Origin of the sequence: Pseudomonas sp. NPDC099000, from assembly GCF_044759925.1 — a bacterium.
Lineage (GTDB): Bacteria > Pseudomonadota > Gammaproteobacteria > Pseudomonadales > Pseudomonadaceae > Aquipseudomonas.
Map to the genome: position 1 here is coordinate 114,743 of NZ_JBIWAF010000013.1, position 20,365 is coordinate 135,107.

Consider the following 20,365-nt stretch of genomic DNA (forward strand, 5'->3'; position numbering starts at 1 on the left):
TGATGCCTGAAACCCTGCCAGCGGGTATCCCCGCGGCGATACCCCTAAACCTGCGACGCCGCGCCCGTGGCGTTTTCGCCGGTCGCGGTGGTGCGTGGGTGATCGGTTTGTCGGTGCTGGTTTCGTTGCTGGCGCTGATGCCGATTGCCTTCGTCATCGGCGTGTCGATACAAACCGGCTGGGCAACGTTGGTGCCGCTGGTATTCCGGCCACGGGTCGGCGAGTTACTGACCAATACCGTGTTGCTGGTGGTGATCACCATTCCCCTGTGCGTTGTGCTTGGTCTGGCCCTGGCCTGGTTGACGGAACGCACCAACCTGCCGGGGCGACGCGGCTGGTCGTTGCTGGCTACCGCGCCGTTGGCGGTGCCGGCGTTCGTTCACAGCTATGCGTGGGTCAGCCTGGTCCCACCGATTAATGGCCTGTTTGCCGGCGTGTTGGTCTCGGTGATCGCCTACTTCCCGTTCCTGTACCTGCCGATCGCAGCCACCCTGCGCCGTCTCGACCCGGCGATCGAAGACGTCGGCGAATCCCTGGGGCTCAAGCCCTGGGCGATCTTTTTCCGCGTGGTGTTGCCGCAACTGCGCCTGGCCATTTGCGGCGGGGCCTTGCTGGTTGGGCTGCATTTGCTGGCCGAATATGGCCTGTACGCGATGATCCGTTTCGACACCTTCACCACGGCGATCTTCGATCAGTTCAAGTCCACCTTCAACGGCCCCGCCGCCCACATGCTGGCCAGTGTGCTCGCGCTGTGTTGCCTGTTGATGCTGACCGCAGAATCGGCCGCTCGCGGTACGGCGCGTTACGCCCGGGTCGGCTCAGGTAGCGCACGAGAGCAACGGGTTGTGCGCCTGGGCGCTCAAACCACTGTGCTTGGGCTGATGCTGCAAATCTCCACCTGCGCCCTGGCACTGGGTGTGCCGCTGATCACCTTGGGCAAATGGCTGATCGCGGGCGGCACGCAAGTCTGGAATTTGGCGGAGCTTGTGCCGGCGCTGGAACAAACCCTGCTGCTGGGGATTTGCGGTGCAGTCCTCACCACTTGCGCTGCCATTCCGATTGCCTGGCTGTCGATTCGCTCACCGGGGCGGCTCCAGCGATTGCTGGAAAGCTGCAACTACATCACCAGCTCGTTGCCCGGGATCGTCGTGGCCCTGGCCTTGGTTACCATCACCATCCATTTCGCCCGGCCGATTTACCAGACCACGGTCATGGTGCTGCTGGCGTATCTGCTGATGTTTTTGCCCCGAGCCCTGGTGAGTTTGCGTGCAGGCATTGCGCAGGCACCGATAGAGCTGGAAAACATGGCGCGCAGCCTCGGCCGCTCGCCCGCGCGGGCGCTGTGGCTGATCACCCTGCGCCTGGCCGCGCCCGGTGCTGCCGCCGGCGCCGCGCTGGTGTTTCTGGCGATCACCAATGAGCTGACCGCGACGCTGCTGCTGGCCCCCAACGGCACGCGCACCCTGGCCACCGGTTTCTGGGCACTGACCAGCGAAATCGACTATGCCGCCGCCGCGCCCTACGCCCTGCTGATGATTGTGCTGTCGCTTCCGTTGACCGGACTTCTTTATCACCAATCCAAACGAACGGCTGGCCGATGAACGCTCTTGAACTCGATTCGATCTGCAAATCCTACGGCGCTCATAAAGCCCTGGAGAACATCAGCCTGTCGGTGCCTGCCGGCAGCCGAACGGTGATCGTCGGCCCTTCCGGCTCCGGCAAAACCACGTTGCTGCGGATGATCGCCGGCTTCGAATTCCCGGACACCGGCAAGCTGTCGCTCAATGGCCAGACGCTGGTGGACGACACCCATGAAGTCCCGGCGCATCAGCGCTTGATCGGCTATGTCCCCCAGGACGGCGCCCTGTTCCCGCACATGACCGTGGCCGCCAATATCGGTTTCGGGCTGTCGACCAAGGGTGACGCCAAACACCAGCGAGTCGCCGAGTTGATGGACAGCGTGGCCCTCGATTCGAGCATGGGCAAACGTTGGCCCCACGAGCTTTCCGGCGGCCAGCAACAGCGTGTGGCGTTGGCCCGGGCCCTGGCGCAGCAACCACGTTTGATGTTGCTGGACGAGCCGTTTTCGGCACTCGATACCGGTCTTCGCGGCGCCATGCGCAAAATGGTCGCGCGATTGCTGTCCGACGCCGACGTCACCACCATTCTGGTGACCCATGACCAGAGCGAAGCGCTGTCGTTCGCCGATCAGCTGGCGGTGATGCGCGACGGTCGGCTGGTGCAGTCGGGCCATCCGCTGGACCTGTATCGCTATCCCGACGACGAACAAACCGCGCTGTTTCTCGGCGACGCCGTGGTCATGCCCGCCCGGATCGAGGCCGGTTGGGCCCATTGCGATCTGGGCCGTATTCCGGTCAACAACCACCGGAACAACAAATCAGCGCAGATCATGCTGCGCCCCGAGCAACTGCTACTGGTCAGCATCCAGCCCAGTCCGACCGAAGTCTCCGGCTGCCGCGCCGTGGTAACCGAGCGGGACTTCAGCGGCAACACCTGCACCTTGACCGTGGAGTTGCAGCCTACCGTCGCCGGTGATCCGCACGGTCGATCATTGATGGTGCGCGGCTCTGGCATGTACGCGCCACCCGCTGGCAGCGCGGTTCACGTATCGACCATCGGCCATGCCCATGTGTTGAGTGAACCGTGAATCCGGTCGATCAGAGATCGAACCGGTCCACTGCCCGACGCCGCTCGTTGTCGTCGCGCACATCGTAGTTGGCCGTCGTCTGGATGTTGCTGTGATGAGCGAGTTTTTGCGCGATCGACAGGTCGTGCTCTTCGATCACCCGGGTAATGAACGAGCGCCGAAAATCATGCGGCATGATCTTCACCCCGACCTGCGCGCCGCGCTGGCGGGCGATGTAATAGATTGCATGTTTGGTGATGCGCTCGCGGGTGATGTGGCTGCCGCGACGGATGCGGTTGAACAGGAACGGGTCGTCCACCTCGCCTTCCTTGAGGTGCGAACGGCGCAGTTCCAGCCAGGCCTGCAGTTTTTCAAAGGCCCAGGCCGGGGCGTATTTGATCAACTGCTTGTTGCCCTTGGCAGTGACCCGCAAGCTGCGCTCGCTGAAATCCACCTGTGACAGGTCCAGGTTCACCGACTCGGATTTGCGCATGCCCGAACCGTACAAAATCCCGATGATTGCTGCGTCTCTCAACCCTTGAGGGCGCGGGTCGGCGGCACATACCGCCATCATCTCCTGAATCAGCGAGCGCCTGAGGTTGCGGCCCTGGGACAAACGCGTACCGGCAATCCCTTTCACCGAGCGCATTTTCAGCAAGTGTTCCTGACTGATCAGGCTCATGCGCCACGCTTCGTTCATCACACCGCGCACCGCATTGACGTACAGCGACGAGGTATTCGGTGCGTACCCGTCTTCGCGCAGGGCCGCGACCAGCGCAATGACATTGTCGGGTTGGAGCTGATGCCAGGCAATCTCCTCGACGTTCATGTCTTCGAAACCCAAACGGTCCGCCGCATCCTGCAAAACGTAACGCATGGTCAACTGACTGGAGGGCGCCAGTCGGGCCAGGTAGACGGTCATCGGGTTGGTCTTCGAAGCAACAGGATCGGTATTAGTCAAGTCAATCAAACGAAACGGCCTTGAGTGGAAACAATTCAGTAAAAACAACTAAGGATTGAAACATCGTTCATATAAAGCGGAACACTTCGGCAGGACTTTTCTTCTAACAATCGCGATGAACGGCAGAAGTCTGAACAGTGGCTGTATGACTTCCAGATAAACGATTCGAAGACCGGTTTCTCATGTTCCTTTCAAAAAATCGGGCATAACCTTCAATCAACCCGACGAGCCCTTGTGGGTCGTCACGCTGCCGGTCGCGGCTCGGAAAGTCAATTGATGGCTTCCTGCTCCGGCATTCAACCCCTTGAAAACACGCTTCTTTCGGCGATTTCGCTGAAGGAAGCCGTTCGTCCGGAGATTCTTATTAACGAGGCGTTTCTCCCCTTCTCTCGCCCCACTATCGGCGATGAAGAAATCACAGCCGTAGAGCAAGTACTGCGCATGGGCCGACAAACACGGTATCCCCATCATCTCGGCAGCCTGCTGCTGATCGGCCTGCTGCCCGCCGGGCTGCCCGATTCGGTGGTGGCCAACAAGATGCCCGACCAATTCATCCTCCAGCACGCCGATGAACTGGCGCCGACCGCAAAGCCGTTGAGCAATGATCTGGGCGCCGCTTCAGCTCTCGCCTGGCGCCTGAAACACGCTGACGTGGCGTTTGTACAACACGATAGGCGAATTGAAATATGGCCTCGCCTATCCTGACTCGGTGCAGCAGCGCGTCGCTAGCCATGGGCAGTGTGCTGCTTGGCAGCGCGGCGCAGTTGGGCATGCGCTGGAGCATGACGCGCTTGCCGTCACCCGAATGCTTACTGACTTCCAACATCGATCCGGCGGCGGTCGCAGTGGTATTGGGGGCGATTCTGGCCTATTTCCTTTCAATGCTGTGCTGGCTCGCCGCCCTGCGGGTTCTGCCGCTGGGCCGGGCCTATTCGCTGCTGAGCATCAGCTACGCGCTGGTGTATCTGCTGGCCGCCAGCCTGCCGTTGTTCAACGAAGCGTTCAGCCTTTCAAAAACCCTCGGCGTGGCCTTGGTCATGCTTGGGGTCATCACCATCAACTCACATCCAGCTCGCGCGCCCGAACTCAGGAGTGCCTCATGAAAATCAGTGTATTTGGTAGCGGTTACGTTGGCCTGGTGCAAGCCGCCGTCCTGGCTGAAGTCGGCCACGACGTGGTCTGCATGGACATTGACGAGAAGAAAGTCGAGTTGCTGCAACAAGGCCACGTGAGCATTTTCGAACCAGGGCTGGCCAGCCTGGTGCGTGAAAGCCTGGAAGCCAGACGGCTGCAATTCACCACCGATGAAAAACTCGCAGTGCAGCATGGTCAGGTGCTGTTTATTGCGGTCGGTACACCGTCCCGGGACGATGGCTCGGCGGACCTGCGCTACGTGTTGTCGGTGGGCGAAGCGGTGGCGCGGCATCGTGAGCAACCGGTGATTCTGGTGGAAAAATCCACGGTGCCGGTGGGCACGGGCGACACCTTGCGCGCGCATATCGACAAGTGCCTGATCAAGGTCGGCCGCTTGCTGCAGTTCGATATCGTCTCCAACCCCGAGTTTTTGAAGGAAGGCTCCGCCGTGGCGGACTGCCGGCGTCCGGACCGAATCGTCATCGGCTGCGACAGCGATGACGTGCGCGACGTGATGCGCGACCTCTACGCGCCGTTCAACCGCAACCACGAGCGCATCATGTTCATGGACCTGCGCAGCGCCGAGCTGACCAAGTACGCCGCCAACTGCATGCTGGCGACCAAGATAAGCTTCATCAATCAGATCGCCGAACTGGCCGAGCACCTGGGTGCGGACATCGAATCGGTGCGCCTGGGCATCGGTGCCGACTCGCGCATCGGTTACCACTTCATCTACCCCGGCTGCGGGTATGGCGGCTCGTGTTTTCCCAAGGACATGCGCGCGCTGATCCACAGCGCCGAACAGGCGCACTGTTCCAGCGACCTGCTGCAAGCGGTGGAAGCGATCAACCAGCGGCAGAAGCACAAGCTGTTCGAGCGCATCAACGCGTTCTACAAGGGTGACTTGCGCGGCAAGACCTTCGCCGTGTGGGGCCTGGCCTTCAAACCCAACACCGATGACATGCGTGATGCGCCGAGCCGGGTGCTGCTGGAATCGCTGTGGGCCGCCGGCGCCAGCGTGCGCGCATTCGATCCGGAAGCCATGCAGGAAACCCAGCATTTGTATCCCGACGAGTCGAAGTTGATGCTGATGGGCACACCGGAATCGGTATTGGCCGGTGCCGATGCGTTGATCATTTGCACCGAATGGCAGCAGTTCAAGGCCCCGGATTTCAACCTGATCCAGCAACGGTTGAAGGCGCCGGTGATCTTCGACGGGCGCAACCTGTACGACGCCGAACGCTTGGCCCGCAATGGTTTCCTGTACTTCCCGATGGGCCGTGGTGAATCACGCAAACTGCCGATTCCGCATCAGCAGTGGCCGGCGGCGCAGGTGGTTGCTTGATTGTGTTGTCACATCCCCTGTAGCAGCTGCCGAGCCTGCTTTTGTGGCGAGGGGGCTTGCCCCCGTTCGGCTGCGAAGCAGTCGTGAAACCTGCAAATGCGGTGTGAGTGACGGAATGCTGGGGGCCGCTTCGCAGCCCAACGGGGGCAGCCCCCTCGCCACAGGAGCGCTCGAACCACAAAGCAGGCTAGTCAGCTGCTACAGTGCCGCGCATGAATTTTATTGTCCGCCGTGCCCACTTTGACGACGCCACCGCCCTCCCCGCCATTGAGCGTTCGGCGGCGGAGCTGTTTCGCTGTGACCCTTCACTGGCCTGGCTCGCCGATGCTCCGGTGCCTAATGCCGAACACCATCAACAGGCAATCGAGCAGGAAGATGTCTGGGTGGCAGAATCCGCCGATGGCGCTCTTATGGGGTTTGTCAGTGCAGTCCAGGTCGACAACGAACTGCATATCCAGAAACTGTCCGTCAGCCAACTCTTTCAAGGCCGCGGAGTTGGACGAAAGTTGCTGTTAGCGACCATTGAATGCGCCCGGGATCGAGAACTACACGGTCTGACCCTGACCACGTTTCGCGATGTGCCTTGGAATGAGCCGTTTTATCAACGCATGGGCTTTGAAACATTGGGGCCGGCACAACTGAGCCCACGTTTAACAGCAGTATTGAACAACGAAGTCGCCCACGATTTACCCGGCGAACGCCGTTGTGCAATGCGTTTCAACCTTAGACCGGCGCCTTCAGATCCACACCCAACGCCCGCGCAAACGCTTTGACCAGCGGACTGCGCACGGTGTTGTGTCGCAGGATCAGATTGAACGGCGTGACGATGCTGATCAGGTCCGGGCGCACGGCGCGAAATTGCCCCTGAGCCACCATCGACGCGGCGTAATGCTGCGGCAGAAAACCCACGAAGCGACCGGTCTTGATCAGCAATGCCACGGCTTCTACCTGGGTCGCCGAGGCTGAAAAACTGTCGTAGTGGGCGAAATTCAGTTTGTCGCGATGGATCGCGTAGCGGTGGTTGATGAACTCGTAATCCTTGAGCACATGACTGCCGATTTCGGCGTCCGGCACCGAGAACAAGGGATGGCCAACCGCGCAGTAAACCTCCGAGCGTTCTTCATAGAGCGCGTAGTAATCAAACTCTTCGCGCTTCTGATAAACCGGAACAATGCCTGCCACTAAACGCCCCTCCACCACACCTCGTTCGACTTCATCGAGTTGCGACGCCTGAAGTTGAAACCTTACTTTTGGCGACTCTTCATTTATCCTTCTAAGCGCGGCAACTAACGGCGAATTATCGTCAGAGATTGTATTGTCAATCACGCCCACGCCCAGATCACCAACAAGTTCGTTCTGCGCCGAACTAAGCCGATCACGAAAGTTATCAACCGAGGCAAACAAGTCGATGGACGCCTGATACACCAGGCTGCCTTCTTCAGTCAGGTGAAAGCCTTCCCTGCCTCGGGTACACAGGCGCATGCCGATGCGGATTTCAAGGTCGGAGATTTGTTTGCTGATGGCTGCCAGGCCCACATTCAGCTCGTTCTGAGCGGCACTGAAGCCTCCGGCCTCGACCACGGCCTTGAACACTTTGAGCAGTTTGAAATCCAGTCCACTGAGGGCCAGCGGCGCCCGATGCGACGTTTTCGGCGGCGGGTTTCCGGAATTGGAAAGTGGGGTTTCCATAATGCTTATTTACCTCTGGCGCCCTATTCAACACTCTGTGTCCAACAACAAAAATAGTGCTGGTAAATAATAATGAACACAGAAAACCAGGCTTGGCAACCGCTAATAATCCCCGTACTTCAGTGCCAACTCACTGAATTCGCACTATTAAAAGCTGACACTTCGATCAGTTCTCGCCACTTCGCAACTGCCCTCTTGAAAACTGCTTTGGCCTAACCACGCCCAATTGATTTGTGGCGAGTGTTTCAGGCCCGGCGCACCGATCTGTAGGAGCGAGGCTTGCCCGCGAAGCTCTTCGGCATAACACCAAATTAATTAATAACTTCCGAGCAACGACGAGGAAAACAACAATGTCTCAAACCACCGACCGTCTCTGGGGTGCGCGCTTCAAAAGCGGCCCATCCGAAGCCCTGGCGGCCTTGTCCCGTTGCCCCGAGCGCTACTTTCGCCTCACCCCGTATGACCTCGCCGGTTCCAAGGCGCATGCCCGTGAATTGCAGCGCGCCGGGCTGTTGAGCGAGCAGGAAACCCTGACCATGCTCGACGCTCTGACGCGCATCGGTGATGACTTCCGCGCCGGCAGTATCGCGCCGACCCTGGACGACGAAGACGTCCACACCTTTATCGAACGCCTGCTGACCGAACGCCTCGGCGCACTGGGCGGCAAGCTGCGCGCCGGGCGTTCCCGTAACGACCAGACCGCCAACGACCTGCGTCTGTTCCTGCGGGATCACGTGCGCACCCTGGCCGTCGAAGTGCTGGCCTTGCAGCAAGCGCTGGTGGACCAGGCCGAGCAACACATCGAAAGCATCTGTCCGGGTTTCACTCACTTGCAGCAGGCCCAGCCGATCGTCTTCGCTCACCACTTGCTGGCCCACGCACAATCCATGTTGCGTGACGTGCAACGCCTGGTGGACTGGGACGTGCGCACTTCGTTGTCGCCACTCGGCGCGGCGGCCATGGCCGGTTCCGCTATCGCTCGCCTGCCGCAGCAGTCGGCCAAGGAAATGGGTTACAGCGGCGTGTGTGAAAACTCCATCGATGCCGTCGCTAGCCGCGATCATGTTGCCGAGTTCCTGTTCATTGCCAGCATGCTCGGGATCAACATTTCCCGTCTCGCCGAAGAATTCTGCCTGTGGTCGTCACGGCAATTTCGCTGGGTCGCGCTGGACGATGCCTACGCCACCGGCAGCTCGATCATGCCGCAGAAGAAAAACCCGGATATCGCTGAACTGGCCCGGGGCAAGGCCGGCCGACTGATCGGCAACCTCACCGGTTTGTTGTCGACATTGAAATCCCTGCCGCTGTCGTACAACCGCGACTTGAGCGAAGACAAGAACGGCGTGCTCGACAGCGTCGACACCCTGCTGCTGGTGCTGCCGGCCATGGCCGGGATGGTCGCGACCATGAAGGTCAACGTCGAGGAGCTGCGTCGTCAGGCACCGCTGGGCTTCACCCTCGCCACTGAAGTTGCTGACTGGCTGGCCATGCGCGGCGTGCCGTTCAAGGAAGCGCATGAAATCACCGGCGCGTTGGTTCAGGCCTGTGAGAAACACGACATCGAGTTGTGGGAAGCGTCCCCGGCGCTGCTGGCCGAGATCGATCCGCGCCTCAAACCGGAAGTGCGCGACAGCCTGACCCTCGAAGCCGCCATCGCTGCTCGCAGTGGTTGGGGCGGCACCGCGCCGCAACAGGTGCGCGAGCAAATCGGCCGCCTGAAAACCGCCCTCGCCGCGCAGCAAGAGTGGACCGAGAACTATCAGGGTTTCCGCCTCTAAGGCACAAAGCAAAACCCGTAGGAGCGAAGCTTGCTCGCGAAGAGGCCATGTCAGTCGACCTCAATGTTGAATGTCACACCGCTTTCGCGAGCAAGCTTCGCTCCTACAGGATTTGTGTTTGAACCGAAATAACGTGTACGGAGAACAACATGAGCCAGACTCAGGCAGAACGACTCCAGTCGGAGCGAAAACTGGCGGAAAACCAGTTCGACATCACCCAATACCACCACGTGCCCCGGCGTTATTACGGGCGGATTTTCTTCGCCACCGTCATCGTCATTGCGATTCTCGGGCTGGTACGGGCCTTCGCCGAAGGCAAGATCGAATGGTCGTACATCGGCCAGTTCCTCACCTCGCAAGCGATCATGTGGGGTTTGCTCAACACCATCGTGATGGCGGTGCTGGCGATGGCTTTGGGCATCGTCTTCGGAGTGATCACGGCGATCATGCGCATGTCGGCCAACCCGATCCTGCGTTATGTGGCCGTCACCTACACCTGGCTGTTTCGCGGTACGCCGCTGATCCTGCAACTGCTGTTGTGGTTCAACCTGGCGCTGATCTTCCCCACCATCGGCATCCCCGGTGTGTTTGAAATGGACACCGTGACCCTGATGACGCCGTTCGTGGCGGCCCTGCTCGGCTTGAGCATCAACCAGGGCGCCTACACCGCCGAAGTGGTGCGTGCCGGCTTGCTGTCGGTGGACACCGGCCAGTACGAAGCCGCCAAGTCGATCGGCATGCCGCGCTTGCAAGCGCTGCGCCGGATCATTCTGCCGCAAGCCATGCGGGTGATCATTCCGCCGGTCGGCAACGAGTTCATCGGCATGGTGAAAATGACCTCCCTGGCGAGCGTCATCCAGTACTCGGAACTGCTCTACAACGCCCAGAACATCTACTACGCCAACGCCCGCGTGATGGAGCTGCTGATCGTCGCCGGTATCTGGTACCTGGCCACCGTCACCGTGCTGTCCTTCGGTCAAAGCCGTCTGGAGCGTCGTTTCGCTCGCGGCGCCGGCAAGCGTTCTTGAGGAGCCCCACATGAGAAGCATCGTCAAGGCCGTGAGCCTGAACAAGTATTACGACCAGTTCCACGCCCTCAAGGACGTCAACATCGAAGTCGAGCAAGGCGAAGTGCTGTGCATCATCGGCCCGTCCGGCTCCGGCAAAAGTACTCTGCTGCGTTGCGTCAACCAGCTGGAAAAGATCGACAAGGGCGGCCTCTGGGTCGACGGCGAACTGGTGGGTTACCGGGTCGTTGGCAACAAATTGCACGAACTCAACGAGTCGCAGATCGCCCGTCAACGCCTGTCCACCGGCATGGTGTTCCAGCGGTTCAACCTGTTCCCGCACATGACCGTGCTGCAAAACATCATCGAAGGGCCGTGCCAGGTGCTCAAGCGTTCGCCCAAAGAGGCGCACGAAGAAGCCGTGGAATTGCTCGCTCGCGTCGGCCTGGCCGACAAGCGCAACAGCTACCCGATCGAACTCTCGGGTGGTCAGCAACAACGCGTCGCCATTGCCCGTGCCCTGGCCATGCGCCCCAAGCTGATGCTGTTCGATGAACCCACTTCGGCACTCGACCCGGAACTGGTCGGTGAGGTGCTGTCGGTGATGCGCGACCTCGCGCAAACCGGCATGACCATGATCGTCGTCACCCATGAACTGGGCTTCGCCCGTGAGGTTTCCAACCGCATGGTGTTTATGGATGGCGGGCAGATCGTGGAGGCTGGAAGCCCCGAAGAAATACTAATAAGTCCGCAAAACCCGCGCACCCAAAGCTTCATTTCTGCCGTTCGAACCTAAAGCGTCCATTTGCGCTCACAACACTCATAAGAGAACGACCATGAAGAACTTCGTTATCCCTGCAGTACTCGCAAGCGTTATGGCTTCCAGCTTCGCCTTCGCCGCTGAGCTTCCGGCCAGCATCAAGGAAAAAGGCGAGGTCGTGGTAGCGATCATGCCGAACTACCCGCCGATGGATTTCAAGGACCCGGCCACCAACACCCTCACCGGTCTCGACGTTGACCTGGGCAACGCCCTGGCCGAACGTCTGGGCGTGAAGATCAAATGGCAGGAAACCGGCTTCGAGCAAATGATCAATGCACTGACCACCGACCGCGTGGACATGGTGATGTCGGGCATGACCGACACCGCCGAGCGTCAGGCCAGCGTGACCTTCGTCGACTACTTCACCAGCGGCCCGCAGTTCTACACCTTGCAGAAGAACAAGGACTTCAACGAGATCACTGACCTGTGTGGCAAGAAAGTCGGCACCAGCCGCCGTACCACCTTCCCGGCGGAAATCGCTGAATACAGCAAAGCCCACTGCGAAGCTGCCGGCAAACCGGCCATCGTGGTAGTCGGCACCGAAGGCTCGGCCGACGCCCGCGCGCAACTGCGTCAGAGCCGGATCGATGCGGCGATGCAGGGCAGCGAGACCCTGCCGTATCTCAAGACCCAGGAAAAGGACATGTACAAGACCGTGGGCCTGCCGATCTCCCAGCAGTTCACCGGCCTTGGCGTGAGCAAGAAAAAGCCTGAGTTGAGTGAAGCGGTGAAGGTGGCAATGCAGAGCATGGTCGATGACGGCAGCTATCAGGCGATCCTGAAGAAATGGGACCTGGAACTGGGCGCGATCAAGACCGTAACCATCAACGCCGGCAAGTAATGCTTGCCCTGTAGGAGCGAGGCTTGCCCGCGAAGAGGCCATGTCAGTCGACATCTCTGTTTAATGACACACCGCTATCGCGAGCAGGCTCACTCCCACACTCGATCCAGGCCGATCACAACTCCGTGGCCGACCGATAAACCTGTAGGAGCGAGGCTTGCCCGCGAAGGCGGTGTTTCAGTCAGCGAGATGTTGAATGTACTGGCCTCTTCGCGAGCAAGCTTCGCTCCTACAGGGACTGTGTTTTATCTATAGATAAATGGAGCACTGCTGATGTCCTCCTCACCCCAACCCACCTGGCCCGGCCAGCACAAAGCCTGCCTCGCCCTGGCCTTCGACCTTGACGGCCCGACGGGCGATGCGATGCTCAACGGTTCGATCTGGCGCAAGCCCGAGTACTTCGGTTTCGGCGGTTACGGTCCTTACCGGGCCTTGCCGCGGATTCTGGATCTGCTCGACGAATACCGGATCCCGACGACCTTCTTCGTCCCGGCCTGGGTCGTGGAAAACTGGCCGAAACAATGCCAGGCGATTGTCGAGCGCGGGCATGAGGTGGCGTACCACGGCTACAAACACGAATCCTTTTACGCCCTGACGCTGGAACAGCAAAAGGACGTAATGAACAGATCCCGCGAGGTGTTCTGGAAACACCTGAATATCCGCGCCGAAGGGTTCCGCACCCCGTCCGGCGACTGGCGAGCCGAGACCCCGGCAATGCTGGTGGAAGCCGGAGTGACTTATTCCAGCAGCATGCGCGGCGATGACCGGCCGTACCTGGTGAAAGTCCCGAGCCATGAAACCCCGTTGGTGGAAATCCCCGGCCGCTGGGAAATGGACGACTACGCCTCCCTCGCCTACACCCGTGCGCCGGACTTCCCCTCGGGGCTGGACCGCACTGCCAGCTACGAACTGACCCTCGACAACTGGTGTCGCGAATACGACGGCGCGATGAACGAAGGCCTGTGCCTGACCACCTTGTTCCACCCCAAGATCACCGGCAAACCCGGGCGCATCCTGTTGCTGGAAAAACTCTTCGAACACATGCGTCAGCGCGACGACGTGTGGTTTGCCACCTGCCGCGAAGTCGCCCAGTGGTGGCTCAAGGAGCATCACCATGGCTGATTCCACCGTCTGGCCCAAAGGCCACCGCTGCGCCGTGGTCCTGACCGTCGATTACAACGACATCCACGGCATTCTGACCCAGGCACCTGAAGTCGCCGGGCGCGACAAGACGCTGTCGGTCTGGCGTTATGGCAGCCAACGCGGCGTCGAGCGTTTGCTCGATCTGCTCGCCGAACTCGGCATAAAAAGCAGTTGGTGCATCCCCGGCATCGTCGCCGAGGAAAACCCGCAACACATTCGGGCGATCCAGGCCGGCGGGCATGAGATCGCCTGCGCCGGCTATCGCCATCAGAACTACGACCTGCTCGATCTGGCTGAACAAAGCGCCGAGATCGCCAAAGGATGTGAGGCACTGAAGGCGTTGACCGGTCAGCGGCCGAGCGGATTTCGAATCCCGGCCGGTAACGGTGCGCCGGGCTTCATCGAGGCGTTGAGGGATCAAGGCATTCGCTGGTCGTCGTCGTGGCGCGGCGATGACTTGCCGTTCGCTCATCCCACGGCCCCCGAAGTGATCGAGCTGCCGTTGCACTACGAACTGGAAGACGAGCCCTACTTCGCCTTCAACCTCAGCCCGGCGGTGCCGCCGGCACAATCGCGAATCGCCTCTTACAGCCACACCTTGGGCAACCTGCAAATGGACTTCGCCGGGTTTCACCGGTTTGGCTTGTGTTACGTGCTTCGCCTGCACCCGGAAATCATTGCCACGCCGGGGCGGATTGGCGTGTTGCGCGAATTGCTTCAGGGCATCCAGCAGCACGATGACGTGTGGATCGCCACGGCCGGAGAGGTCGCGCAATGGTGGGCAGATTCGGCAGTACCCGTGACCGAGGATCATCCGGCATCGGTGTATGAGCGGCATTATCGGGATTACCTCGTATGACTGAACGCATGCAGCGACTGGCGCAATTTTGCGTCGACACACGCTTTGAAGACTTGCCACCGGCCCTGGTGGCGCAAGCCAAACGGCACATCCTCGACACCTTCGGCGCGACATTGGCCGGGGCTGACAGCGAGGTGGCGAAACAGGCGCGTCAGGTATTCGCAGGTGAAGCCGGCGATACCTTGGTCTGGGGCACTGACCTGCGAATGGGTGCCGCTCAGGCGGCGATCCTCAACGGCATCGCCGCCCATGCCCTGGAACTGGACGACACCGGAGGCTGCGATCATTCCGGGGCGGTGGTGCTGCCGGCGGTCATGGCCGCAGTGTCGATGCAGACGGAACCGGTCAACGGTCGCGAGTTGATTACCTCCGTGGTGATTGGCTATGAAGTCGGCCGTCGCGTGCTCGAAGCCTGCGGCGGTTACTCGGCGCACAACGGCGCTGGCTGGCATTCGACCGCGACCTGCGGGGTGTTCGGCGCCGCAGCGGCGAGTGCGCGGATTCTCGGACTGGACGCCGCGCAAACCGTGTCGGCGCTGGGCATCGCTGGAAGTTTCAGCGGTGGTTTGTGGGCCTTCATCCACGACGGCTCGCAAAGTAAAAAGCTGCACAGCGGTCGAGCGGCCGAAGGTGGATTGCTGGCGGCGCGGTTTGCTCAACAAGGCATCAGCGGGCCGAAGAAGTTGTTTGAGGATGTCTGGGGCGGTTTTCTCAGGACCCTGGCCGGCGTGGCCTCAGACCCGAACGCGCTCGATGCGGATCTGGGCGTCGTGTGGAAACTCGCCCGCTGCTCGATCAAGCCATACGCCGCGTGCCGGGGGACTCATTCGGCAATCGATGCGTTGGGGTTGTTAATGGATCAACTGCAGGTCGGCGCCGATCACATTGAAGACATCGAAGTCTCGTTGTGCGGGTTTCTTCAGGACATGTGTGGTGGGCAGGATGTCAGCACGCTCGCGGCGGCTCAGATGAGTTTGCCCTATGCCCTCGCCGCCCGGCTGGTGCATGGTCATTGCCGACTGGAGGCTTATGACGAGGCACAACGGGGCGACCCGCGGATTGCTCACTGGATGTCGCGCATTCGTCTTGAAGTGGATCCGCAACTGTCAGAGGATGGCGAGCCCGTCGTCCACGTGCGGACCGTGGACGGTCGGCAGGCGAGTCTTTGTGTCGACCCACCCTTGGGCGCGCCTGGGAATCCGTTGAGTGATGCGGCGTTGGAGGAGAAGTTTTTCAGCCTGGCTGGGCGGGTGATGCCGCGGGAGCAAGCGCAAGAACTGCTTGAGCAGCTGTGGCGGCTGGATGAGCTGGAATCGGTGTCTTGCCTGTGCGGGCCTCTTCGCGGGCAAGCCTCGCTCCTACAGGTCATGCGTTGATCATGCGGACACCAATACCCTGTAGGAGCGAGGCTTGCCCGCGAATGAAGGCGACTCGGTATCCCTTCGAACACTACCAAACCTAAATAAGGACATTTGCCCCACCGTGGCCACTTACTCGCTCGTAATCCGCCGGTTGATGATCGTCTCGCTGACCATCGTCGTCAGCCGCGCCATCACCAGCCCGCTGCTCACGCTGTTCCTGAGCAACAAGCTCGGCCTCAACCAACAGGACGTCGGTTTGCTGCTGGGCATCGCGGTGTTCATCGCCACCCTGCTCGCGCTCTACGGCGGCTACATCATCGACCGCCTCGAGAAGCGTCGGCTGCTGATCCTCGCGATGCTCTCCAGCGCCATCGGCTTCGTGCTGCTGACCTTCGCCGAAAACCTCTACCTGACCACCGCCACCCTGGTGATCACCGAAACCGCCTCGGCGCTGTTCCTGATCGGCTCGAAGGCGATCCTCAGCGAAAACCTGCCGATTGGCCAACGCGCCAAGGCGTTTTCCCTGCGCTACACCCTGACCAACATCGGCTACGCCACCGGCCCGATGCTCGGCGTGGTGATTGCCGGCGTGTACCCGATTGCGCCGTTCCTGATTGCCGGCGGCATCGCGTTCTTCAGCATTTTCCTGATGATCGGCATCCCCAAGGACTCAGCCCGGACACCCGCGATCGGCCAGCCCCAGAGTTTTCTAAAGACGCTGATCACCCTGAAGAACGACCGCACGCTGATCATGTTCACCTGCGGCTGCCTGCTCAGCACCGTGGTCCACGGCCGTTTCACCCTGTACCTGTCGCAATACCTGCTGGTGACCCATGACGCCAAGCGAGCGCTGGAAACCATGGCCGCCCTGCTCGCCTGCAACGCCATCAGCGTGATCCTGCTGCAATACCAGATCGGCCGTTTCCTCAAGCGCGAACAACTGCGCTACTGGATCGCGGGCGGCACCAGCCTGTTTATCGTCGGGCTGATCGGCTTCAGCCTGGCCGACAGCCTGGTGAGCTGGTGCGTGGCGATGTTCATCTTCACCCTTGGTGAGATGATCATTTACCCCGCCGAATTCCTCTTCGTCGACACCCTGGCCCCGGAAGAACTGCGCGGCAGTTACTACGGCGCGCAAAACCTCGCGGCCCTCGGCGGTGCGCTCAGCCCGGTGATTTGCGGTTTCCTGCTGATGCACACCCCGGCGCCGACGATGTTTTACGCGCTAAGCGCACTGACGGCCATGGGCGGCTTCCTGTGTTTCATGAGTGGCCGCCGAGTCGCCTTACAGCAAAAATAATGCACTCAAACTGCATTAATATGAATTTGTCAGCATCGGCAATGAACGGCACACTGTGCCCCGTTCCTCCCCCAATAGTTGGAACAACTTCAAGGGCTTTCTGGGTTTCCCAGTTAAGCCTTTTTTTTTCCTGGATTTTTGCCAACGGATCGTTTGTCTCATGCTCGTTCGCTGGTTACCTGCCGCCGTCAACACCCGTCCTTCCGAATGGAGCCGCGCCGCCATCGGCATGTCCTTGGGCACACTGTTCAGCGTCTGGCTCTGTGCTCAGGTATTCGGCATGGAAGTGGCCCAGCATTTGATCGGGCCGCTGGGCGCATCCGCCGTGTTGCTGTTCGCCGTTTCCTCCGGCGCCCTCGCCCAGCCGTGGTCGATTCTTGGCGGATATTTGAGTGCCGGCGTCGTTTCGCTGCTGGTCGCTCACGTACTCGGACGAACCCTCGGCAGCGCATGCCTGGCGGCCGGCATCGCGCTGATTCTGATGTGCTGGCTGCGTTGCCTGCACCCACCGGCCGGAGCCTTGGCGCTGTTGTTGGTTTTGGCAGATCCGGCGACCATCGCGCTGGACTGGAAAGCCCTCGGCCCGGTGATGCTCGGCGCATCGACCCTGCTGCTCAGCGCCCTGGCCTATAACAACCTGACGCGCATTCGCTACCCCAAACGTGCCAGCGAACCGGTGGCCGTGGTGCCGGCCGATCATCCGCCGATCGGCAGCCAGGCCATCACGGCCCAGGACCTGAAACTCGCCTTGGCGGAAATGGAAGCGTTCTTCGATGTCACCCCGGAAGACCTTGAACAACTGATCCATATCAGTGAGTTGCACGCCAAACGTCGCAGTATTGGTGAGGTGTTGTCCCGTCGCGCATAGCGCCGCAGGGATCGACCAACGGTCAGTAATGCACCTTGCCTGAGGGCAATCTGCGACAAAATTACCCGGCGGATTCTGATGATGCCAAGCGAGCGCTGCTGCTCTGCGCTCAGGCTCTGCAAAAGCACCTTCGCCATTCAACGTAGAAAGGGCCAGAGTGGATGCCCTGGCCCGAATCAAGCTAGAAACCGTACTTCCAAACGCTGAAAACCCTGTGGCGAGGGGGCTTGCCCCCGTTGGGTTGCGAAGCGACCCCAAAACCTGTGATCGCGGTCTTTCAGACAAACCAAGCACACAGGATTTACGACTGCTGCGCAGCCGAACGGGGGCAAGCCCCCTCGCCACAGGTATGTGCTCTCTACGGGATCTGCTTTAGCCCTGCGGGCCAACGTTATCCAGCACCCGATTCGCCGTGATCTCCGCCATCATGATGCTGTTCGAAATACCCAGAAGCGCATAACGCGACTCCCCCTCCAGATGATCCACCAACTGATGGACCATCACATCAACCGAAGCCAGCGTCTCGACCAGATAAACAGCCAGGGTTTCGGTCGTAGCCTCAGGGTCTACGGAAAACAGGGTGCTGCGTGTTCGCGGGGTGGCTTTGATGTCGGCGTTTGATGGGAAATGGAAATCGAGGGCGCGCTCGGCGGCTTCGTTGAGTTTTTTGGAATCGATGGATTCGTAGGGGGAAACGTCGTCCGTTTCGGGTGGGTTTGGCGTTGGTTTGAACATTGGTGAAACTCCTCTCATCGTATATAGGAGCCTTCACCCTTTCGCTACCAAACGAATGGGTGGCGGCCATGCACAGGTTGGTAGACCGGGATGTGAGGAGACCGGCGCGCCCGAAGACGCCCTGTGCATGACCACCATAAAACCGAGACGAAAAACGCCCCAAATGGTGATGCTTAGCACCTCACATGAAACCCGGGGCTACCAAACCCCCATCGCTGTTCTTCAGCGACGGGGAAACGATAAAACCCAGGCCCAAGGCGCACAAGCCGGCGGATTCTGGCGCAGTCGTAGGCAACGACGCAAGGATGTGTAGCCTGAGAGAGTATCTGGAGATTTCGATTAAACACCGCTGTTTAATAATCGCCCGGGCTGGACGGAAGCGTTCTTCGATTTCCTCCCGGAAGACCTTGAACAACTGATCAATATCAGTGACTTGCATGCGAAACGTCACAGTATGGGTGAAGTCATGAGCCAAAGTTTCTGACGTCACAAATCCCTGTGGGAGCGGGCTTGCCCGCGATGGTGGCAGCACAGACGCAGCAGCAGTGACTGCCAGACCGCCATCACGGGCAAGCCCGCTCCCACAGGGATTGGTGGTGTGCCAGCAATTCCCTTGTTCCTGCGCCCCTGCAAATCCTCATCAAGCATGCAAATATGCAGGTTGAACCTGCACATATCCCGGTTGTACATCACAAATTTGCACTGGTACGATCCGGGATCGCTCGCGCGCGAGCTTCTCTATAAAGAACAATAAAAGCAGGGAGTTAGTGATGACTGCTCAGGTTTCATCGAAGTGGACTTCGTCCATGGATGCCACGCAAAACGAAGTGCTGGCCGAGGTTCGCAACCACATCGGTCACCTGACCCTCAATCGCCCCGCCGGTCTTAACGCCATTACCCTGGATATGGTCCGCCACCTGCAGCGCCAGCTCGACGCTTGGGCGCAGGATCCGCAGGTTTACGCAGTGGTCTTGCGTGGTGCAGGCGAGAAAGCATTCTGTGCCGGCGGCGATATTCGCTCGCTGTACGACAGTTTCAAAAGCGGCGACACGCTGCATGAAGATTTCTTCGTCGAGGAATACGCCCTCGACCTCGCCATTCATCACTACCGCAAACCGGTGCTGGCGCTGATGGACGGCTTTGTCCTGGGCGGCGGCATGGGCCTGGTGCAAGGCGCTGACTTGCGGTTGGTCACCGAGAAGAGCCGCCTGGCGATGCCGGAAGTGGCCATCGGTTATTTCCCGGACGTGGGTGGCAGTCATTTCCTGCCACGGGTTCCCGGTGAACTGGGGATTTATCTGGGCGTCAGCGGCGTGCAGATCCGCGCGGCCGATGCGCTTTATTGCGGTCTCGCCGACTGGTATCTGGAAAGCGAAAAACTCAGCACCCTCGACGAGCACCTCGATCAGCTCGAATGGCACGAAACGCCGCTGAAGGACCTTCAAGGCCTGCTGGCGAAACTCGCGGTGCAACAACTCCCCGACGCGCCGCTGAGCGCGTTGCGCCCGGCCATCGATCACTTCTTCGCCCTGCCCGATGTGCCGAGTATTGTTGAGCAACTGCGTGCAGTCACGGTCGCCGACAGCCATGAATGGGCCAAGACCACCGCCGACCTGCTGGAGAGCCGCTCGCCGCTGGCGATGGGCGTCACCCTGGAAATGCTCCGCCGTGGTCGGCACTCGAGTCTTGAAGACTGTTTCGCCCTTGAGCTGCACCTGGACCGTCAGTGGTTCGCGCGCGGCGACCTGATCGAGGGCGTGCGCGCCTTGCTGATCGATAAAGACAAGCAACCGCGCTGGAACCCGCCGACCTTGCAGGCGCTGGACGCCGAGCACATCGCGAGTTTCTTCAGCGGTTTCAAACAGAGCGGGAACTGA

At 60.2% G+C, this 20,365-nt stretch carries 18 protein-coding genes and 2 pseudogenes; 17 read left to right on the forward strand and 3 right to left on the reverse strand.

All coding sequences use genetic code 11. From position 1 onward, the window contains the following. The first annotated feature begins 2 nt into the window (after positions 1-2). Both ACIQV9_RS17025 and ACIQV9_RS17030 read left to right on the forward strand, forming a co-directional pair. Positions 3-1,601: an ABC transporter permease gene (locus ACIQV9_RS17025; protein WP_403103615.1), complete on the forward strand. Its 1,599-nt coding sequence runs from the start codon at positions 3-5 to the stop codon at positions 1,599-1,601. Next, complete coding sequence (locus tag ACIQV9_RS17030; protein ID WP_403103618.1) at positions 1,598-2,668, forward strand: ABC transporter ATP-binding protein; 1,071 nt, start codon at positions 1,598-1,600, stop codon at positions 2,666-2,668. The genes ACIQV9_RS17025 and ACIQV9_RS17030 overlap by 4 nt, the downstream gene beginning before the upstream one ends. A 10-nt stretch (positions 2,669-2,678) precedes the next feature. Here ACIQV9_RS17030 and xerC read toward each other — a convergent pair whose 3' ends face one another. Next, positions 2,679-3,569 (reverse strand): tyrosine recombinase XerC, encoded by an 891-nt coding sequence (xerC, locus tag ACIQV9_RS17035; RefSeq protein ID WP_403103688.1) that lies wholly within the window; start codon positions 3,567-3,569, stop codon positions 2,679-2,681. Positions 3,570-4,082: 513 nt separating this feature from the next. Here xerC and ACIQV9_RS17040 point away from each other — a divergent pair. The 4 genes and pseudogenes from ACIQV9_RS17040 to ACIQV9_RS17055 all read left to right on the forward strand — a co-directional run. Further along, a pseudogene (locus tag ACIQV9_RS17040) lies at positions 4,083-4,371 on the forward strand (4-amino-4-deoxy-L-arabinose lipid A transferase); the annotation flags it as partial. Then, complete coding sequence (gene arnF / locus ACIQV9_RS17045; RefSeq protein WP_403103691.1) at positions 4,295-4,711, forward strand: 4-amino-4-deoxy-L-arabinose-phosphoundecaprenol flippase subunit ArnF; 417 nt, start codon at positions 4,295-4,297, stop codon at positions 4,709-4,711. The pseudogene ACIQV9_RS17040 and the gene arnF, both read left to right, overlap by 77 nt. Continuing rightward, positions 4,708-6,087, forward strand: a complete 1,380-nt coding sequence (locus ACIQV9_RS17050) for a UDP-glucose dehydrogenase family protein (RefSeq protein WP_403103693.1) — start codon at positions 4,708-4,710, stop codon at positions 6,085-6,087. The genes arnF and ACIQV9_RS17050 overlap by 4 nt, the downstream gene beginning before the upstream one ends. A 212-nt stretch (positions 6,088-6,299) precedes the next feature. Continuing rightward, positions 6,300-6,860, forward strand: a complete 561-nt coding sequence (locus tag ACIQV9_RS17055; protein WP_403103620.1) for a GNAT family N-acetyltransferase — start codon at positions 6,300-6,302, stop codon at positions 6,858-6,860. Here the strand turns inward: ACIQV9_RS17055 and ACIQV9_RS17060 are convergent. Next, entirely contained in the window at positions 6,811-7,776 is a 966-nt protein-coding gene (locus tag ACIQV9_RS17060; RefSeq protein ID WP_403103622.1) for a LysR family transcriptional regulator, read from the reverse strand. The genes ACIQV9_RS17055 and ACIQV9_RS17060 overlap by 50 nt on opposite strands. A gap of 350 nt (positions 7,777-8,126) precedes the next feature. Here ACIQV9_RS17060 and argH point away from each other — a divergent pair, with 350 nt between their 5' ends. From argH to ACIQV9_RS17105, 9 genes are all read left to right on the forward strand, one after another. After that, positions 8,127-9,554, forward strand: a complete 1,428-nt coding sequence (gene argH / locus ACIQV9_RS17065; protein WP_403103625.1) for an argininosuccinate lyase — start codon at positions 8,127-8,129, stop codon at positions 9,552-9,554. 149 nt (positions 9,555-9,703) lie between these two features. Beyond that, a complete protein-coding gene (locus tag ACIQV9_RS17070; RefSeq protein ID WP_403103628.1) occupies positions 9,704-10,582 on the forward strand; it encodes an amino acid ABC transporter permease in 879 nt (292 codons plus the stop codon). Between the two features lie 10 nt (positions 10,583-10,592). Continuing rightward, positions 10,593-11,357 carry an amino acid ABC transporter ATP-binding protein gene (locus tag ACIQV9_RS17075; protein ID WP_304873873.1) on the forward strand — a complete coding sequence of 255 codons (765 nt, stop codon included), beginning with the start codon at positions 10,593-10,595 and terminating at the stop codon, positions 11,355-11,357. A gap of 40 nt (positions 11,358-11,397) precedes the next feature. After that, entirely contained in the window at positions 11,398-12,222 is an 825-nt protein-coding gene (locus ACIQV9_RS17080) for an ABC transporter substrate-binding protein (RefSeq protein WP_403103631.1), read from the forward strand. Between the two features lie 273 nt (positions 12,223-12,495). Continuing rightward, positions 12,496-13,344, forward strand: a complete 849-nt coding sequence (locus tag ACIQV9_RS17085) for a polysaccharide deacetylase (RefSeq protein WP_403103634.1) — start codon at positions 12,496-12,498, stop codon at positions 13,342-13,344. Beyond that, positions 13,337-14,224, forward strand: coding sequence for a polysaccharide deacetylase (locus tag ACIQV9_RS17090; protein ID WP_403103637.1), 888 nt, complete (start codon positions 13,337-13,339; stop codon positions 14,222-14,224). Before ACIQV9_RS17085 ends, ACIQV9_RS17090 begins: the two co-directional genes overlap by 8 nt. Then, positions 14,221-15,600 (forward strand): MmgE/PrpD family protein, encoded by a 1,380-nt coding sequence (locus tag ACIQV9_RS17095; protein WP_403103640.1) that lies wholly within the window; start codon positions 14,221-14,223, stop codon positions 15,598-15,600. Before ACIQV9_RS17090 ends, ACIQV9_RS17095 begins: the two co-directional genes overlap by 4 nt. Before the next feature lie 106 nt (positions 15,601-15,706). Beyond that, entirely contained in the window at positions 15,707-16,885 is a 1,179-nt protein-coding gene (locus ACIQV9_RS17100) for an MFS transporter (protein ID WP_403103643.1), read from the forward strand. Positions 16,886-17,045: 160 nt separating this feature from the next. Beyond that, on the forward strand, positions 17,046-17,753 hold the full coding sequence (locus tag ACIQV9_RS17105) for an HPP family protein (RefSeq protein ID WP_403103646.1): 708 nt from the start codon (positions 17,046-17,048) through the stop codon (positions 17,751-17,753). A 372-nt stretch (positions 17,754-18,125) separates the two neighbouring features. On the opposite strand, the gene ACIQV9_RS17110 is transcribed toward ACIQV9_RS17105, so the two are convergent. Next, positions 18,126-18,488, reverse strand: a complete 363-nt coding sequence (locus tag ACIQV9_RS17110; RefSeq protein ID WP_403103650.1) for a DUF6124 family protein — start codon at positions 18,486-18,488, stop codon at positions 18,126-18,128. 376 nt (positions 18,489-18,864) lie between these two features. On the opposite strand from ACIQV9_RS17110, the pseudogene ACIQV9_RS17115 reads away from it, so the two are divergent. Both ACIQV9_RS17115 and ACIQV9_RS17120 read left to right on the forward strand, forming a co-directional pair. After that, a pseudogene (locus tag ACIQV9_RS17115) lies at positions 18,865-18,972 on the forward strand (HPP family protein); the annotation flags it as partial. 286 nt (positions 18,973-19,258) lie between these two features. Next, positions 19,259-20,365 (forward strand): enoyl-CoA hydratase/isomerase family protein, encoded by a 1,107-nt coding sequence (locus ACIQV9_RS17120; protein ID WP_403103652.1) that lies wholly within the window; start codon positions 19,259-19,261, stop codon positions 20,363-20,365.